General features: G+C 60.9%; 16 protein-coding genes, 1 tRNA gene and 1 pseudogene. 9 read left to right on the top strand and 9 right to left on the bottom strand.

Features of this window, described 5'->3' with window-relative positions:
- The first annotated feature begins 22 nt into the window (after positions 1-22).
- From QZW03_RS17430 to QZW03_RS06025, 7 genes and pseudogenes are all read left to right on the top strand, one after another.
- Entirely contained in the window at positions 23-205 is a 183-nt protein-coding gene (locus QZW03_RS17430; RefSeq protein WP_366481407.1) for an AlpA family phage regulatory protein, read from the top strand.
- 79 nt (positions 206-284) lie between these two features.
- Positions 285-587, top strand: a pseudogene (locus QZW03_RS17435) (AAA family ATPase); the annotation flags it as partial.
- A gap of 288 nt (positions 588-875) precedes the next feature.
- On the top strand, positions 876-1,592 hold the full coding sequence (locus tag QZW03_RS06005) for a hypothetical protein (protein WP_296509075.1): 717 nt from the start codon (positions 876-878) through the stop codon (positions 1,590-1,592).
- 124 nt (positions 1,593-1,716) lie between these two features.
- The gene (locus QZW03_RS06010) at positions 1,717-2,115 is read left to right on the top strand and encodes a DUF5681 domain-containing protein (RefSeq protein ID WP_296509076.1); all 399 of its coding nucleotides are present in this window, start codon (positions 1,717-1,719) and stop codon (positions 2,113-2,115) included.
- A complete protein-coding gene (locus QZW03_RS06015) occupies positions 2,112-2,396 on the top strand; it encodes a hypothetical protein (protein WP_296509077.1) in 285 nt (94 codons plus the stop codon). The genes QZW03_RS06010 and QZW03_RS06015 overlap by 4 nt, the downstream gene beginning before the upstream one ends.
- A 49-nt stretch (positions 2,397-2,445) precedes the next feature.
- Positions 2,446-2,748: a hypothetical protein gene (locus tag QZW03_RS06020; protein ID WP_296509078.1), complete on the top strand. Its 303-nt coding sequence runs from the start codon at positions 2,446-2,448 to the stop codon at positions 2,746-2,748.
- Between the two features lie 139 nt (positions 2,749-2,887).
- Positions 2,888-3,409 (top strand): hypothetical protein, encoded by a 522-nt coding sequence (locus QZW03_RS06025; protein ID WP_296509079.1) that lies wholly within the window; start codon positions 2,888-2,890, stop codon positions 3,407-3,409.
- Between the two features lie 46 nt (positions 3,410-3,455).
- Here the strand turns inward: QZW03_RS06025 and QZW03_RS06030 are convergent, their stop codons facing one another.
- From QZW03_RS06030 to QZW03_RS06050, 5 genes are all read right to left on the bottom strand, one after another.
- The gene (locus QZW03_RS06030; protein ID WP_296509080.1) at positions 3,456-4,679 is read right to left on the bottom strand and encodes an integrase arm-type DNA-binding domain-containing protein; all 1,224 of its coding nucleotides are present in this window, start codon (positions 4,677-4,679) and stop codon (positions 3,456-3,458) included.
- Positions 4,680-4,839: 160 nt separating this feature from the next.
- Positions 4,840-4,927, bottom strand: a tRNA-Ser gene (locus tag QZW03_RS06035).
- A 63-nt stretch (positions 4,928-4,990) separates the two neighbouring features.
- The gene (serS, locus tag QZW03_RS06040) at positions 4,991-6,301 is read right to left on the bottom strand and encodes a serine--tRNA ligase (protein ID WP_296509081.1); all 1,311 of its coding nucleotides are present in this window, start codon (positions 6,299-6,301) and stop codon (positions 4,991-4,993) included.
- A gap of 102 nt (positions 6,302-6,403) precedes the next feature.
- On the bottom strand, positions 6,404-7,354 hold the full coding sequence (gene ispH, locus QZW03_RS06045) for a 4-hydroxy-3-methylbut-2-enyl diphosphate reductase (protein ID WP_296509082.1): 951 nt from the start codon (positions 7,352-7,354) through the stop codon (positions 6,404-6,406).
- The gene (locus tag QZW03_RS06050) at positions 7,351-7,815 is read right to left on the bottom strand and encodes an FKBP-type peptidyl-prolyl cis-trans isomerase (RefSeq protein WP_087496686.1); all 465 of its coding nucleotides are present in this window, start codon (positions 7,813-7,815) and stop codon (positions 7,351-7,353) included. Before QZW03_RS06050 ends, ispH begins: the two co-directional genes overlap by 4 nt.
- Before the next feature lie 56 nt (positions 7,816-7,871).
- Between QZW03_RS06050 and radC the strand changes: the two genes are divergently transcribed.
- Complete coding sequence (radC, locus tag QZW03_RS06055) at positions 7,872-8,591, top strand: DNA repair protein RadC (RefSeq protein WP_296509083.1); 720 nt, start codon at positions 7,872-7,874, stop codon at positions 8,589-8,591.
- A gap of 13 nt (positions 8,592-8,604) precedes the next feature.
- Positions 8,605-9,249, top strand: coding sequence for a Smr/MutS family protein (locus QZW03_RS06060; RefSeq protein ID WP_296509084.1), 645 nt, complete (start codon positions 8,605-8,607; stop codon positions 9,247-9,249).
- 38 nt (positions 9,250-9,287) lie between these two features.
- Here the strand turns inward: QZW03_RS06060 and QZW03_RS06065 are convergent, their stop codons facing one another.
- The 4 genes from QZW03_RS06065 to QZW03_RS06080 all read right to left on the bottom strand — a co-directional run bounded on the left by QZW03_RS06065 (position 9,288) and on the right by QZW03_RS06080 (position 14,043).
- Positions 9,288-9,689: a group II truncated hemoglobin gene (locus tag QZW03_RS06065; RefSeq protein ID WP_296509085.1), complete on the bottom strand. Its 402-nt coding sequence runs from the start codon at positions 9,687-9,689 to the stop codon at positions 9,288-9,290.
- Between the two features lie 2 nt (positions 9,690-9,691).
- Positions 9,692-11,020 (bottom strand): type II toxin-antitoxin system HipA family toxin, encoded by a 1,329-nt coding sequence (locus QZW03_RS06070; protein ID WP_296509086.1) that lies wholly within the window; start codon positions 11,018-11,020, stop codon positions 9,692-9,694.
- Positions 11,020-11,361 carry a hypothetical protein gene (locus QZW03_RS06075; RefSeq protein WP_296509087.1) on the bottom strand — a complete coding sequence of 114 codons (342 nt, stop codon included), beginning with the start codon at positions 11,359-11,361 and terminating at the stop codon, positions 11,020-11,022. The genes QZW03_RS06070 and QZW03_RS06075 overlap by 1 nt, the downstream gene beginning before the upstream one ends.
- A 165-nt stretch (positions 11,362-11,526) precedes the next feature.
- Positions 11,527-14,043: an FtsX-like permease family protein gene (locus tag QZW03_RS06080; protein ID WP_296509088.1), complete on the bottom strand. Its 2,517-nt coding sequence runs from the start codon at positions 14,041-14,043 to the stop codon at positions 11,527-11,529.
- Between the last annotated feature and the right edge of the window lie 199 nt (positions 14,044-14,242).

The raw sequence follows: 14,242 nt of genomic DNA on the forward strand, positions 1-14,242 counted from the left end.
TTTTACGGTTGAAAGGCTATGTATGGATGATCGTTTTTTGAGACTGCCCGAGGTTCTGGCACTCTTTCCAGTATCGAAAAGTTCCCTTTGGCGGTTTGTAAGTGAGGGCCGGTTTCCAAAGCCGCACAAATTAAGCCAAAAATGCACGGCATGGCGGCTTTCTGAGGTGCAAGCTCACTTGCAAAAGATCGGCGGTGCGCAATGACCGCCGCCCTGACCCAATGGGCACCATTGGCCGCGCAGTTGGCATGGGGTTTCGCATGCTGACCGCCGATACCTTAACCATGTGGCACGAAGCCCTAGGCGACCAAAGCCCATACGAAGCCCTACGCCGTGCGCGTGGCAGCTCTTGGCTGGTAGATGGCGTTATCCCCCGTGGCCACAGCTGGCTGATCGGAGCGCCCGCTAGTTACAAAAGCTTCGTTGCCTTATCCGTGGCGCACGCTATCGTATGTGGCCGCCCTTGGGTGGGTCGAGACACCCGAAAGGCGACAGTGATATATGTCGCCGCCGAAGGTGGCGGAGGCCTTCACGTTCGGAGGGCAGCACTGGACGAATTCCACGAGCAAAGCGGGCCATTATTCATCGTGAGTTGCCGCCCTCAGCTGGACACGCCCGAGGGGCTGGCGGAGTTGCTGGGGATTGTCGGTGAGCTGGCACCCGACCGAGTGACAAGCCGTGCCGAATGGGCCGCAGCAGTGTCTGGACTGGACGACCTGACGGACTTGTCAGACGAAGCGCACCAGCCCCGAGACACCAGCATAAACCGAGCCTATACCCGTGGGCTGTACGCATGGAGGGGGGGCCCACCATGGGGACACGTCGCAAGCGCAACACGCGCCCAGCGTGAACCCGACCGCCTACGGTATCGCACCATGACACCGCAGCAGGTTGAAGCCATGACGGAGGCGGAGCAAGCCGAGCGCGTAGCAGTTTTAGACGGCAACTTTCCCGAGTTGGCAGGCTTCACACCAGACGAGCGCGCCCGATTGGTTGTGATCGTGGACACCTACGCACAGACCGCCGCCGATGACGAGAAAGGCGCGGTGTCCGCATTCAATAAAAACATTCGTAGGCTGATCGAGGCCACAGGCGCGGACGTGGTTGTTTTAGACCATTTACAGAAAAGCGGGGGCGAATTCATGGGCAGCTTGGCAAAGCTTGGTGATGCTGACGGCATGGTGAAACTAACCCGCAAGGGCGACCGCCATGCATTACTGACGTGCGAAAAACTGAAAGATGCACCAGAGTTTGAGCCGATTGCATTGGAGTTGTTGCCGGTCGAGCTGGAAGGCGTCGCAGACCATGCGGGACGACCCTACGGCACGCTGATTGCGACTGAAGGCAGTCAGACCTACCGACAAGCGAAAGCCGTCACCAAGGGGGCAAAAACCACGGCAGCGGGAGTGCTCCTTAACCTTATCCATGAGCCAGTGACCAAGGCCACATTGCGCGAGCTGTTCACTAACCATGAAAGCCAAACGGGCGAATTGAAGTCCAGACAAAAGGCATTCAATCGCGCGCTGGAAATTTTGGTTAATTCTGGCTTAGTTACTTTGAATGGCGAGCTAGTGGACAAGGCGACAGCGTGAGCCAGGGAGACATGGCGACACTGCCCCCCTTTCTAAAAAAGGGGGGGTGTCTGTCTCCTAGTGTTTGTCTGTCTTTTGTATGTCTCCTCGAATGTCTCCTGATTAAACAGAGAAATATCACATTATGAAAAACACAAAATTTCAAAAAGGCACAAGCGGAAACCCACAGGGCAGACCCCGTGGCATTGGCCGCATTGGTGAGCTTCGTAAACGTATTGCCGACGACATGGATTCGATCGTTAGTAGTCTGGTGGCAGCTGCAAAGGCTGGTGATACACAGGCCGCAAAGTTGTTGCTTGATCGTGTAATCCCGACACTGCGACCAATGGAGCAGGCAGAGCCAATGGCACTGACTGGCGACAACCTTACCGCCAAGGGCGAGAGCGTTTTGCAGGGGCTGGTCGAGGGCAACCTATCCAGCGAACAGGCAGCGCGTCTGGTGGCCGTTCTGGCGGGGCTGGCACGGGTCGAGGAGTTCACGACACTGGAGCAACGCATTGCCCAGCTGGAGGCCCGCACATGACCCGCACCATGCAAAACCGTTTAGCGGTGCTGGAGGCCGCCGCACCAAGGGGCCGGATTGTGGGGCGGACGTTTATGCCGCCACTAATGGGAAAGGCCGCACCTGATGGCGTGAGCTTCATTGGGTACGGTATTGGAGGCGCTAAGGAATTCCGATACAGCACAGAGGCCGCATTGCGCGATTGGCTGGAATTGAACCCAGCCCCAGCCGGTGAGATTGACCAGATTTACAGCGTGAAGCAATGCGCCGAAGTTCTGGCAAAGCTGCAATCCGAAATTTAAAAAATCAACGTGGTGCAGGAGAAATTTCTGTAACTTTTAAGGAAAAACTATGAAACCGAGTTCACAAACGATTGCCGAAGTCCAAAGCGATTTTGAAGCCTTAGACCGAGCAGGCGAGCGCGCCCGCAAGCAAGTATTGGAGCAGCGGGCGGCCTTTTGGCGAGGCGAAGGCCCAGCCCCACGAATGGCACCGGCGGCAATGAATGTGCAGTTCACGCAGCATTCGATTCAAGAGCAGCGCCAATGGGGCGAGTCGGAAAAGTTCGGCCGCTATGTCGCAAAGATCGACCCAGGGGCAGCGACCCGCGACTTGATGCCAAGGGGCGTAAACGCCTACACGGCAGGCCGGTGATGCTGGAGCAGATTGGCGCTAACAAGCGACAAAGCAGGCGGGCAAGGGCAACACCAGCCCCAGCCCTCAAAAGCCGCCCACAGGCCCGAAAAATGGCCCAGCCGAGTGACCTCTTGAACCAATTATTGAAAGTACAAAAATGAACAATCTTGAAAAATCCATGCAGGAACTGCGCGCAGCGATTGCAGGCCATAGCGACGCGCTGGACACGTTGCAGAGCCGCTATCGAGTTGCCCTTGCATCCAATGCACCAATGGCAAAAATTGAGGCAATCGAAGCCGAGCAAGTGAAAGTGCAGCGTGCAGCAACACGGGCACAAACTACTTTTGATGGATTGATCGAGCAGGCCGCCAAGCAAGCGCAGGAAGCCAAGGCCGCCCAGCTGGTGCAGGCCCGTGAGGACTTCGGCGCGGTTGATCGGCTTCTACGTGATGAACTTCACCAGCTGGACACAGCCGCCGGTGAGTTTGTTGCCGCCTTCAAAAAGTTTCAGGGGCTGGGGCTGATCGACGGATGGCGGGGGCAGCGTTACGCACTGCGACAACTCGGAGGCCGTGGCGAGGCTGATTCGTTCGGAGTGATGCAACACGACATTGCAGGCACAGGACGACAGGCCGCCCAGTTGGTGGCGAATCTGCAAACGATGCACGCCCAGCAGTAGCAACCTACACACCGAGGAAAGAACCCAGCCCCTGAGCTGGGTTTTTTTATGGGGCTGGGGTTTCAGTCAGGCGGAGATTGTCGAGATAGTCTGCCCACTCTTGCGCCATGGTGACGCGCTTACTAATGAAGGCCGCACGGTCATACGCACCACCATGGGAAATTTGCCCGGTATGAGCTAGGGCCGCTTCGATTACGTCAGGGTCAAAACCAAGCGCTTCACGAATCAAAGTCCGCCCGGTTGCCCGGAAACCATGCCACGTTTGCACCCCCTGATAACCAAGCCTGATAAGTGCGGCACCTAGCGCAGCTTCGGACATTGGCTGTTTTGGATTGGTAGCGCCGGGGAACACATATTCACGCTGACCCGTCAGGGGGTGGATTGATTCGAGAATCGCCACGGCTTGCGATGGCAGGGGGACAACGTGAGGCTGGCCCGTGGCTTTACCGGCCTTAGATCGCTTCATATCGGCGCTGGGAATTGTCCAAAGGCCCGCCGATAGATCAAGATCACACCAACGCATGCCGCGCAGGTTGCCGGGGCGCTGAAACAGGATGGGGGCTAGTTTGAACGCAGCGCAAACCGCAGGGGTTCCGGTGTATGCATGAATGACCCTGAGCAACTGGCCTACCTTTTGCGGGTCAACCAATGCAGCATGGTTTTTCTTTTCAGACTTTTTTAACGCTGGTGCAATGTCTAGGGTGATATTGCGCTCTGCCCTACCGCTAGCGATTGCCAAGCCCCATACCCCCCCGGCAGTGACCCGGACGCGCTTAGCGCTCTCCACAGCCCCCCGGCGCTCTATACGCCTGAGCACTTCTAGCAACTCCGGGCCGGTTATCGATGCAATGGCACGTTTGCCGAGCCATGGCAAAAGATCTTTATGGATGTTGCGATATTCACGCTCATAGTGTGAAGCGCTCCACTCCGACTGCTTCAAATCAAGGTATTCGAGAGCGACAGATTCAAGACTGTTAGCAGCTGCAACCGCTTTTTTTAGCTTATCCGCCCGCTTTTGATCGCTGGGGTCAATCCCTTGAGCAAGCAACTCCCGTGCATCGTTGCAATCTCTGGCAGCTTTTGCCAATGTCACAGCAGGGTAGACGCCGAGGGCAAGGGTTCTTTGTTTCCCGTGCATCCGATAAGCCATGCGCCAATATTTGCCCGAGGCCGTAACGTGCAAATAAAGCCCCTTACCGTGCGAATACTTTTCGCCGGTTGCCGCGCCTTTGTGTTTGACCTTTTTTACAAAGGTGTCGGTGAGTACCATGCGCCCCCCTAGAGTTGGATTTTTTATGTACCAACAAAAATACCAACATTTTTGCTGGATTCCATGATACCAAGCCGGACGAAGTGGGACGTAAAAAAACCCGCTCTCCAATGAAGAAGGCGGGTTTTAGGGCTTTATGGGACTGTATAAAACCGATAACTGGAGGAGAAGGAGGGATTCGAACCCTCGGTACCTTTCGGTACGCCTGATTTCGAGTCAGGTACATTCGACCACTCTGCCACTTCTCCTGAATTCGTGTCGGTCGAAACGAAGCCACGATTCTAGCAGGCTTGTCCGACCGTTTTGAGGGCTCAGGCCTTGAGCACGCTCACGCCGCCCATGTAGGGGCGCAGCGCTTCGGGGACGGTAATGCTGCCATCGGCGTTCTGGTGGTTTTCCAGCACCGCCACCAGTGCACGGCCCACGGCCAGGCCGGAGCCGTTGAGGGTGTGCACCAGCTCGTTCTTACCCTGCGCGTTTTTAAAACGAGCCTGCAAACGGCGGGCCTGGAAGGCTTCGCAGTTGGAGACCGAGCTGATTTCGCGGTAGGTGTTTTGGGCGGGCAGCCAGACTTCCAGGTCGTAGGTTTTGCTGGCACCAAAGCCCATGTCGCCAGTGCACAGGCTCATCACGCGGTAGGGCAAGTTCAGCTTCTGCAAAATGGCTTCGGCGTGACCGGTCATTTCTTCCAGCGCTTCGTAGCTCTGATCGGGGTGGACAATTTGCACCATTTCCACCTTGTCGAACTGGTGCTGGCGGATCAGGCCGCGGGTATCGCGCCCGGCGCTGCCCGCTTCAGACCGGAAGCACGGGGTGTGAGCCGTGAGCTTGATGGGCAAGTCGGCCTCGGCGGACACCACGTCGCGCACAAAGTTGGTCAGTGGCACTTCGCTGGTGGGAATGAGGTAGAGCGCGGTGTTGTCATCGCCGCCCTCTTGGCCGCCCTTTTTGGCGGCAAACAGGTCTTCTTCAAACTTGGGCAGCTGGCCGGTGCCGCGCAGGCTGTCGCCGTTGACGATGTAGGGCGTGTAGCACTCGGTGTAGCCGTGCTCGGTGGTCTGCACGTCCAGCATGAACTGGGCAAGGGCGCGGTGCAGGCGGGCGATTTGCCCTTTCATGACGGTGAAGCGTGAGCCGGTGAGCTTGACGCCCATTTCAAAGTCCAGCCCCAAGGGATTGCCCAAGTCCACATGGTCTTTGACTTCAAAGTCGTAGGTCTTGGGGGAGCCCCACGTGCGCACCACCACGTTGCCGTGCTCGTCTTCACCCACGGGCACACTCTCGTGCGGCAGGTTGGGCACAGCTTCCAGCATGGTTTGCATTTCGGCCTGAATGGCGTCCAAACGGGTGGCAGAGGCCTCCAACTCGGCCTTCAGGCTGCCCACTTCCGCCATGGCCGCGTCAGCCTCTGCGTGCTGGCCCTTGCCTTTGAGCATGCCGATCTGTTTGCTCACGCTGTTGCGCTTGGCCTGCATCTCTTCGGTGCGCATCTGGATGGTCTTGCGCTCGGCTTCCAGCGCCGTGAAGGCCTCCACATTCAAAAAGACCTGTGGGTTCTTGCGGGTCAACAGGCGGGCAACTACCGAATCCAGGTCTTTGCGCAGCAGGGTGATGTCTAACATGGCGTTTCTCGTACTTTCGGGTCAAATCAGGTTCAAATCGGGCTCTAGCCCTCTATTTTATTGCGCGAGCAGCTACGTTTTTAGTAGCGCCCAGCACCGGCATCAGACTTCCAGCTTCAGGCCCTTGGGCAGCGGGAACTTCACGGTTTCTTCAATGCCGTCCATCTTGCGCACCGACACAGCGCCCAGCGCCTTGATGCGGTCGATCACGGCCTTCACCAGCACCTCCGGGGCGCTGGCACCCGCGGTCAGGCCCACGCGCTGCTTGCCTTCAAACCACTCGGGCTGGAGCTCATCGGCGTTGTCCACCATGTAGCTCTCGGTGCCCAGCTTCTGGGCCACTTCGCGCAGGCGGTTGCTGTTGGAGCTGGTAGGGCTGCCCACCACGATCACAATGTCCACCTGCGGGCTCATCACCTTGACCGCGTCCTGGCGGTTCTGGGTGGCGTAGCAAATGTCTTGCATCTTGGGTTTTTGGATTCGCGGAAAGCGGGCTACCACGGCGGCGGTGATTTCGGCCGCGTCGTCCACGCTCAGGGTGGTTTGGGTCACCACGGCCAGTTTGTCGGTCTGGCCGGGCTGGATGCGGGCTACGTCGGCCACGTCTTCCACGAGGTGAATGCCGCTCTCCAGCTGGCCCATGGTGCCTTCCACCTCGGGGTGGCCTTTGTGGCCGATCATCACAAACTCATAGCCTTCTTTGTGCAGCTTGGCTACTTCGACGTGCACCTTAGTCACCAGCGGGCAAGTGGCATCAAAAATCTGAAAACCCCGACGCTCCGCCTCGCGCTGGATGGCTTGGCTCACGCCGTGGGCCGAGAACACCAGCGTCGCGCCCGGCGGCACATCGTCCAGCTCTTCGATGAAGATGGCGCCGCGCTCTTTGAGGTCGTTCACCACATAGGTGTTGTGCACGATTTCATGGCGCACGTAGATGGGGCGGCCGAACTTGGCCAGCGCCTTCTCCACGATCTCGATGGCGCGGTCTACGCCCGCACAAAAGCCACGTGGCTCGGCCAGCAGAATTTCTTGGGGCAATACAGTGGTGGTCATAACACTCCAATCAGCTGCACTTCAAACGTGACTGGCTGGCCGGCCAGCGGATGGTTGAAGTCAAACAACACCGCGCGCTCGGCGCCTTCGCCGCGCAGTTGCAGCACCACACCGGCAAACTGGCCTTGGCCATCGGGCGTGGGGAACTGCACCACATCGCCCACGTTGTAGGTCTCCAGCGGATCGCCCATTTGCGTGAGCACCTTGCGGGCCAGCCACTGCTGCATGTCGGGATTGCGTTCGCCAAAGGCGGCACCTGCCGGCAGCTCAAAGGTGGCGCGCGCGCCCTCTTCCATGTCCATCAGGCAGGCCTCGACGGCGGGCGAAAGTTCGCCTGTGCCCAAGCTCAGCGTGGCGGGCTTGCCATCGAAAGTGTTGATGATGTCCCCGGCGGGGCCGCCCAAGCGGTAATGCAAGGTAAGAAAGGAGCCCGGCTGAACCCGGGGAAGCGTGCTGGTCATAGAAGTCCCGATAAACTGCCCCGTATTATCCCGCCCCCGACGCCCCGCCCCTCCCTATGCCCCTCAAAGACCTCCCCCTGGAAGCCCAACCGCGCGAGAAGTTGCTTGCGCGAGGCCCCGGGGCGCTCAGCGATGCGGAGTTGCTGGCGATTTTGTTGCGCACCGGTATTGCTGGCAAAGGGGTGTTGCAGATGGCCGAGGAGCTGCTGCAACTCAAAAAAGATAGCGCCTCGCGCAATAACGACGGGCGCCAGGGCGGGTTTGGAGGCATAGCGGGACTGCTGCACGCTACCGCCGACGACCTCAAGCGCGTCAAAGGCCTGGGACCTGCCAAGCGGGCCGAGATTGTGGCGGTGCTGGAGCTTGCCCGCCGCGCCATGGCGCAGCGCCTGCAGGAGCGCGAGGTGTTTGCCGACCCGCAGGCCGTCAAGCACTACCTGCAGCTCCACTTGGCCGCCAAAGGGCACGAGGTGTTTGCGGTGCTGTTTTTAGACACCCAAAACAAGCTACTGGCCATGGAAGAGCTGTTTCGCGGCACGCTCACCCAGACCAGCGTGTACCCGCGTGAGGTGGTCATTCGCGCGCTGCACCACGGTGCGGCGGCAGTGGTGCTGGCGCACAACCACCCCAGCGGCAGCGTGCAGCCCAGCCGTGCGGACGAGGCGCTGACCCACACCCTGAAAGCCGCGCTCGCGCTGGTGGATGTGCGGGTGCTGGACCACATCATCGTCGGGCCGGGTCAGGCGCTGTCTATGGCTGAAACCGGCCTCATTTAACCCAAGGGCACCCATGAAAATCAACGCCCTTTCCGACCTGAAGCTGGTCAAAAAAGAAATCGAGGCCCAGGCAGCCCGCGAAGCGGCGCTGGCCGCGCAAAAAGCGCTGGACGCCAAACGCAAAGCCGCGGCCAGCAATCTGTTTCAAGCCGCCATCGGCAAGGTCAAACCCTTGGAGCCACCACAGCGGGCCAAGCTCACCCCGGAGCCACCCAAGCCTATTCCTAAGCAGCAGATGCTGGACGACGCGGCCGCGCTGCAAGAGGCGCTGAGCGACGAGATCGACGTCACCACCCTGCTCGACACCGACGAGCACCTGAGCTTTCGCCGCCCCGGCGTGGGCACGGACGTGACGCAGAAGCTGCGCAAAGGCAAGTGGAGCATCCAAAAGCAGATTGACCTGCACGGCTACCGCAGCGACGAGGCGCGCGAGGCCCTGGGCGCCTTTATCCGCGAGTCGCACCGCAACGGCATCCGCTGCGTGCGCGTGGTGCACGGCAAGGGCCTGGGCTCGCCCGGCAAAGCGCCGGTGCTCAAAGAAAAAGTGCACAAGTGGCTGGTGCAAAAAAGCGAGGTGGTGGCTTTTGTGCAGGCCCAGCCTGCGCAGGGTGGCGCGGGGGCGCTGGTGGTGTTGCTGCAGCCGCAAAACCGCGCCTGAGCCGCGCTTGAGCCGCGCTTGAGCCGCGAGAGTTCGCCTCAGTTAGCGACGTTGCGCATCCAGTCGGCGGTTTGAAAAAACGAGGCTTTGAGCCGCTCGTGCAGCACTGGGTCGATGTTGGTTTCTCCCATGGACTGGTCCATGCAGGCCAACCACTGGTCGCGCTCCAAAATGCCAATTTTGAACGGCATGTGCCGTGCCCGCAGCCGCGGGTGACCGAAGCGCTCCACAAAGTAATCGGGCCCGCCCATCCACCCGCACAGAAACCAGAACAAGTGATCGCGCGCCTTGTCGAGGTCGGTGCCGTGGGCAGCGCGCAACTCGGCGTAGCGCGGCTCCAGGTCCATCAGGTCGTAAAAGCGATCGACCATAGCGCGGATTACGGGCTCACCGCCTATGGTGTCAAACAGGGTGGGGGCGTTGGGTTCTTGGATTTGCATGCTTAATCTTTCAAAGTCTTAGTTTTGCGTATCTCGGCTTGCAGCGCGGGCGATGCAATGTCGTCCAGGCTGCGCATGGCGGGGGCCAGTTGGTCCAGCAGGCGGCCCATGCCGGGGTGGCCGGCTGCCAGCTCTTCAAACGTGGTGCGCCACTGGCGTAACTCGCCCCAGATGCGGCGGATGATGGCGATGGCCGTGGTGCGCTGCGGCACAAAGGCACTGTAGGCGGACATGGCGTTGTCCAGCGTGGCGAGCTTGCCTTGCTGGCCCACTTGCAGATGCAGTTGGCGCTCAAACGCCATGCTGGGGCGCGGCACTACGTCGTACAAGGGGCTGAGCGACCAGCCGGGGTGCTGCCCTAGCGTGGCGGTGTGGCGCAAAAAGCCGTGGTTGCGCAGGTGGTCGTCATCGTTGCTGACAAAGATGTTGAACACCATGCGGCCAAACAGCTCTTCGCAGTTGGCGCGTATCTGGCTGGGGTGCACCTGATCGCGAATGGCCTGCGCCAAGTGGCCATAACCTTTGGTGCGCGATTCAAACTCATCACACGCTACCAGCGTCAGGCCACTCACGAAGGGCAGGCGCTCCTCCCGCTCCAAGGCGCTTGTCACACGATCGAAGCGCCGCACCAGCAAGACCGACTTGCCTCCAATGTCGATGACCTTGACGTCAGGCACTGTCAGGCCACAGCGGCCTGCCAGTTGCAGGGTGAAACTCTCGGCCCGGGCCATGTCGAGGGTGTCGCCCACCGCTGCGAATTTGGCCAGCCACAGCACACCCGATTCGTCCCGCACCGAGGCTTTGGGCCGCGCGCCACCCGCGCTCGGGCCGGCGCCGAATACATCGGCCAGGGTGGCGGGTATGGGCAAGCCCTGCTCGATGCGCTCTGCCGCTTCCAGCATGTAGGGGAGCGAGCGAATAGGCGCTGCGCCTGTGTGCATCGGGCTATCGAGCGATTCGCGCACATCCAGTGCGCCCACACGGTCGCTACCTGCACCGAGCAGGTAGTCGGCCTCAGACAGGCTGTTGGCAGGCACGCGGCGCTGAGCTTCGATGACGCGGCGGCCCCAGGCGTCGGGCGCAGCATCACGTATGCCGCCGAACTGCGCGAGTTGGTTCACCGGAAACATCTCTGTACCGCGCACACGGCCTTTGTCAGCCAGACTGAGGCTGATGGGGTCGATCTCAAAAGCGTCGGACCTGTCGATATAGCGGGTGCCGTAGGCAAAGCTGGAGGCCACGACTTCACGCTCTTGGGTGAGCGACAAGCGCCCGGCAGGCGCCCAACCTTCCGTCAGATGGCCAAAGACATAAAGCGTGCGCTGTGGCATCAGAAGTCCAGCGCTTGTAGTTCAGCGGCCGACATGGGACGGACCCGCTGGGTGGCCTCGGCCTGTGCGAGGGCCGCAAGAGAGGGGTCAGACTCTTGCAGCAAGGCCGGAAGCGACAAGCCCGGTGCAATGGCCTCCAAGTAGCGAAAAATCTGCCCCCATGTACGGCTGGGATCGCCCTTCTCAATCAGCACCGCCGTGGAACGGGCCAGGCCGGCGCGCGCGGCAGCATCCGCTTGGCGCACCTTGCGAGCGCGCCGAAGTCGAGCCAGCTTGACGCCAATGCCTTCCATTTCAGCCAGATGCTGGGACGTCAGAAGAGGCGCTTCATTGTATTTCATGTCCGCAATTTCAATCACAATCGACTTAAAGACTGATATTACGGACATTTCAGCGATAGAGCAAGCAAGCTTTAGAGAAAATGCTCTTCAGCCACGAAAAATGACATGAAAAAGTGCTGCCAGCCCACGTAGATATTGCGCGAGAAGCTATTAAATCAGTAGCAATCAGCTCGATGCGCGTCGCAGGGTTTCGACCACGGGGCGGCGCAGCACATCGCGCAGGCCCCACCAGCCGGCGGCCAGCGCGAGCACGGCACCGGCCAATGCGCCAACCAGTGGCACCCAGAGCTGCACGGTCCAGTCGAACTCAAACACGTAGCGCGCCAGTGCCCAGCCCACTGCTGCCGCCACAACCGAGGCCAAAAAGCCTGCCAGCAGGCCCACGCCCGCCAGTTCGGTGCGCTGCACCTGGCGCAGCAGGCTGCTGCCCGCGCCCACCGCCCGCATGATGGCGAACTCGCGCGCACGGTCTTCACGGGTGGCGGTCACCGCCGCAAACAACACCACCAAGCCCGCCGCCAGCGTGAAGCCAAACAAAAACTCCACCGCGCGGATCACCTGGTCCAGCACGCGCTGCACCTGGTTGATGGTGCTGCTCATGTCCACGTTGGTGATGTTGGGGAATTCGCGAACCAGTGCGTTGTCAAAGCCCTTGGTCTCCGGGGCCTTGAACGCGCCCATGTAAGTGCTGGGCACGTCTTTCAAGGTGCTGACCGGGAACATCACAAAGAAGTTGGCCCGCATGGAGCCCCAATCCACCTTGCGCAGGGACGTGATTTTGGCCTCGGTCTGCACGCCGCCCACATCAAAGCGCATGGTGTCGCCCAGCTTGAGGTTGAGGGTTTTGGCAATGCCCTCTTCCACGCTCACCGCGCCGGCCTCTTCCTCCGTCCATTGGCCGCCCACAATGATGTTGTGCTGCGGATTTTTGGCGCTGTGTGAGAGGTTGAATTCGCGGTCTACCAGGCGCTTGGCGCGGTCCTCGGTGTAGTCGTCGGGCGACACCACTTTGCCATTCACCGCCACCAGCCGGCCGCGGATCATGGGGTACCAGTCGAATTTGGAGACGCCCTTGTCGGTCAGGGCTTTTTGGAAGGCATCGGACTGCTCGGGCATCACGTTGATGACAAAGCGGTTGGGCGCATCCGGTGGCGTGGCTTTGCGCCAGCTGGCGATCAGGTCGGTGCGCAGCAGCACCAGCAGCACCAGCGCCAACAGGCCCACCGACAAGGCGCTCACTTGCACCACGGTGTAGGCAGGGCGGGCCGAAATCTGGCGGGTGGCCAGCACCAGCCAGCGCGGGGCGGTAGTCTCGTTCACGCTCTTGCGCAGCAGTTTCACCGCCACCCAGCTCAGCGCGGCAAACACCAGCACCGCAGCGGCGAAGCCGCCCACGGCAATCAGGCCCAAGGTCAGGTCGCTACTGACCGTGAGCAGCAGCGCGGCAAAACCAGCCACCCCCACTGCCAGCACGCCCAAGGACGCAGGGCGCAGGTTGCCCACATCGCGGCGAATCACTCGCAGGGCCGGCACCTGGGCCAGCTGCAACACTGGTGGCAAGCCAAAAGCCATGAGCAAGGTCAGGCCCATGCCCACACCCAGCAGCGCGGGCCACAGCGTCGCCGCCGGCAGGGCCGCGTCGACCAAGCCGGCCAGCAAGGCCACGAACAGGTAGTGCACCCCAAATCCCACGGCCACGCCCAGCGCGCTGGCAAACAGGCCTACCAGCGCAAACTCAAACGCATAAGCGCTGGCAATGGTGCGCTGCGAGAGGCCCAGCACCCGCAGCATGGCGCAGTCGTCCAGGTGGTTAGCGGCAAAGGCGCGCGCGGCCAGAGCTACGGCCACAGCGCTGAGCAGCGCAGCCAACAGGGCCACCAGGCTCAAGAATTTGTTGGCGCGGTCCAGGGTCTGGCTCATTTCAGGGCGGCCGCTTTGCAGCGACTCGACCCGCACACCGCGCACTGCGTCTTTGACCTGGGCATCCGCCCACTGCACATAGGTTTTGACAGCGGCCTCAGGGCCTGCCACGGCCATGCGGTAGCTCAAGCGGCTGGCAGGCTGAATGAGCCCGGTGGCGGCAATGTCGGCCTCGTTGAGCATGACGCGGGGCGCAAAGTTCATGAAGCCACCGCCCCGGTCGGGCTCAATGACCAAAATGGCGCCCACCTTCAGGGTGGTGTCGCCCAGCAAAATCGGGTCGCCCACTTGGATGCCAATGGCATCCAGCAGAGCAGCATCTACCCAGGCTTGGCCGGGGGCAGGAATGTCTTTGGTGGGGGCGTCTGGCGTATCGGGCGCGCTGCTGATGCGCAAGGTGCCGCGCAGCGGGTAGCCGGTTTCTACGGTTTTGAGGGCCACCAGCTTGGCAGCGCCGCCTTGGGCATCGCTGGCGCGGGCCATGGTGGGGAAACCCAGGGTGTGAACCACCTGCAGGCCGAGTGCGCGGGCACGCTCTTCAAAAGCCGCGGGGGGCTTGTTGTCGCTGGAGATGACGGCATCGCCACCCAGCAGCTGGCGCGCATCGCGCTGTAGGCCGCCTTGCAGCCGGTCGGCAAAAAAGCCCACCGCCGTGAGCGCCGCCACGGCCAGCGTGACCGCCAGAATGAGCAAACGCAGCTCGCCGGAGCGCACATCGCGCCAAAGGGTGCGCCATCCGAGGCGCCAGAAAGACAGGTTCATGCCGCCACCTTACCAGCTTGGGAAAAGCCACAAACAATGCGGGCCGGGTTTACCCGGTGGGGAGGCGCATAGGCATTGTGATGGCACGGGCTTCAGGATGGGGGCCTCTGCACTCGCCCGGCCATAACTGGCTCATCGCAACCCGACACCGAGGTATCGCACCGTGCTTTCCTGCTTGGTGCGTCCCGGGATCAATTGC

Source organism: Rhodoferax sp., assembly GCF_013297935.1.
Lineage (GTDB): Bacteria > Pseudomonadota > Gammaproteobacteria > Burkholderiales > Burkholderiaceae_C > Allorhodoferax.

Excerpts from the sequence above, each read along its gene's own strand:
- QZW03_RS06050 (WP_087496686.1), bottom strand. The coding sequence starts at position 7,815 with ATGACCAGCACGCTTCCCCGGGTTCAGCCGGGCTCCTTTCTTACCTTG.
- QZW03_RS06020 (WP_296509078.1), top strand. The coding sequence starts at position 2,446 with ATGAAACCGAGTTCACAAACGATTGCCGAAGTCCAAAGCGATTTTGAA.
- radC (WP_296509083.1), top strand. The coding sequence starts at position 7,872 with ATGCCCCTCAAAGACCTCCCCCTGGAAGCCCAACCGCGCGAGAAGTTG.
- QZW03_RS06080 (WP_296509088.1), bottom strand. The coding sequence starts at position 14,043 with ATGAACCTGTCTTTCTGGCGCCTCGGATGGCGCACCCTTTGGCGCGAT.
- ispH (WP_296509082.1), bottom strand. The coding sequence starts at position 7,354 with ATGACCACCACTGTATTGCCCCAAGAAATTCTGCTGGCCGAGCCACGT.
- serS (WP_296509081.1), bottom strand. The coding sequence starts at position 6,301 with ATGTTAGACATCACCCTGCTGCGCAAAGACCTGGATTCGGTAGTTGCC.
- QZW03_RS06025 (WP_296509079.1), top strand. The coding sequence starts at position 2,888 with ATGAACAATCTTGAAAAATCCATGCAGGAACTGCGCGCAGCGATTGCA.
- QZW03_RS06070 (WP_296509086.1), bottom strand. The coding sequence starts at position 11,020 with ATGCCACAGCGCACGCTTTATGTCTTTGGCCATCTGACGGAAGGTTGG.
- QZW03_RS06060 (WP_296509084.1), top strand. The coding sequence starts at position 8,605 with ATGAAAATCAACGCCCTTTCCGACCTGAAGCTGGTCAAAAAAGAAATC.
- QZW03_RS06015 (WP_296509077.1), top strand. The coding sequence starts at position 2,112 with ATGACCCGCACCATGCAAAACCGTTTAGCGGTGCTGGAGGCCGCCGCA.
- QZW03_RS06065 (WP_296509085.1), bottom strand. The coding sequence starts at position 9,689 with ATGCAAATCCAAGAACCCAACGCCCCCACCCTGTTTGACACCATAGGC.
- QZW03_RS17430 (WP_366481407.1), top strand. The coding sequence starts at position 23 with ATGGATGATCGTTTTTTGAGACTGCCCGAGGTTCTGGCACTCTTTCCA.
- QZW03_RS06030 (WP_296509080.1), bottom strand. The coding sequence starts at position 4,679 with ATGGTACTCACCGACACCTTTGTAAAAAAGGTCAAACACAAAGGCGCG.
- QZW03_RS06075 (WP_296509087.1), bottom strand. The coding sequence starts at position 11,361 with ATGAAATACAATGAAGCGCCTCTTCTGACGTCCCAGCATCTGGCTGAA.
- QZW03_RS06005 (WP_296509075.1), top strand. The coding sequence starts at position 876 with ATGACACCGCAGCAGGTTGAAGCCATGACGGAGGCGGAGCAAGCCGAG.
- QZW03_RS06010 (WP_296509076.1), top strand. The coding sequence starts at position 1,717 with ATGAAAAACACAAAATTTCAAAAAGGCACAAGCGGAAACCCACAGGGC.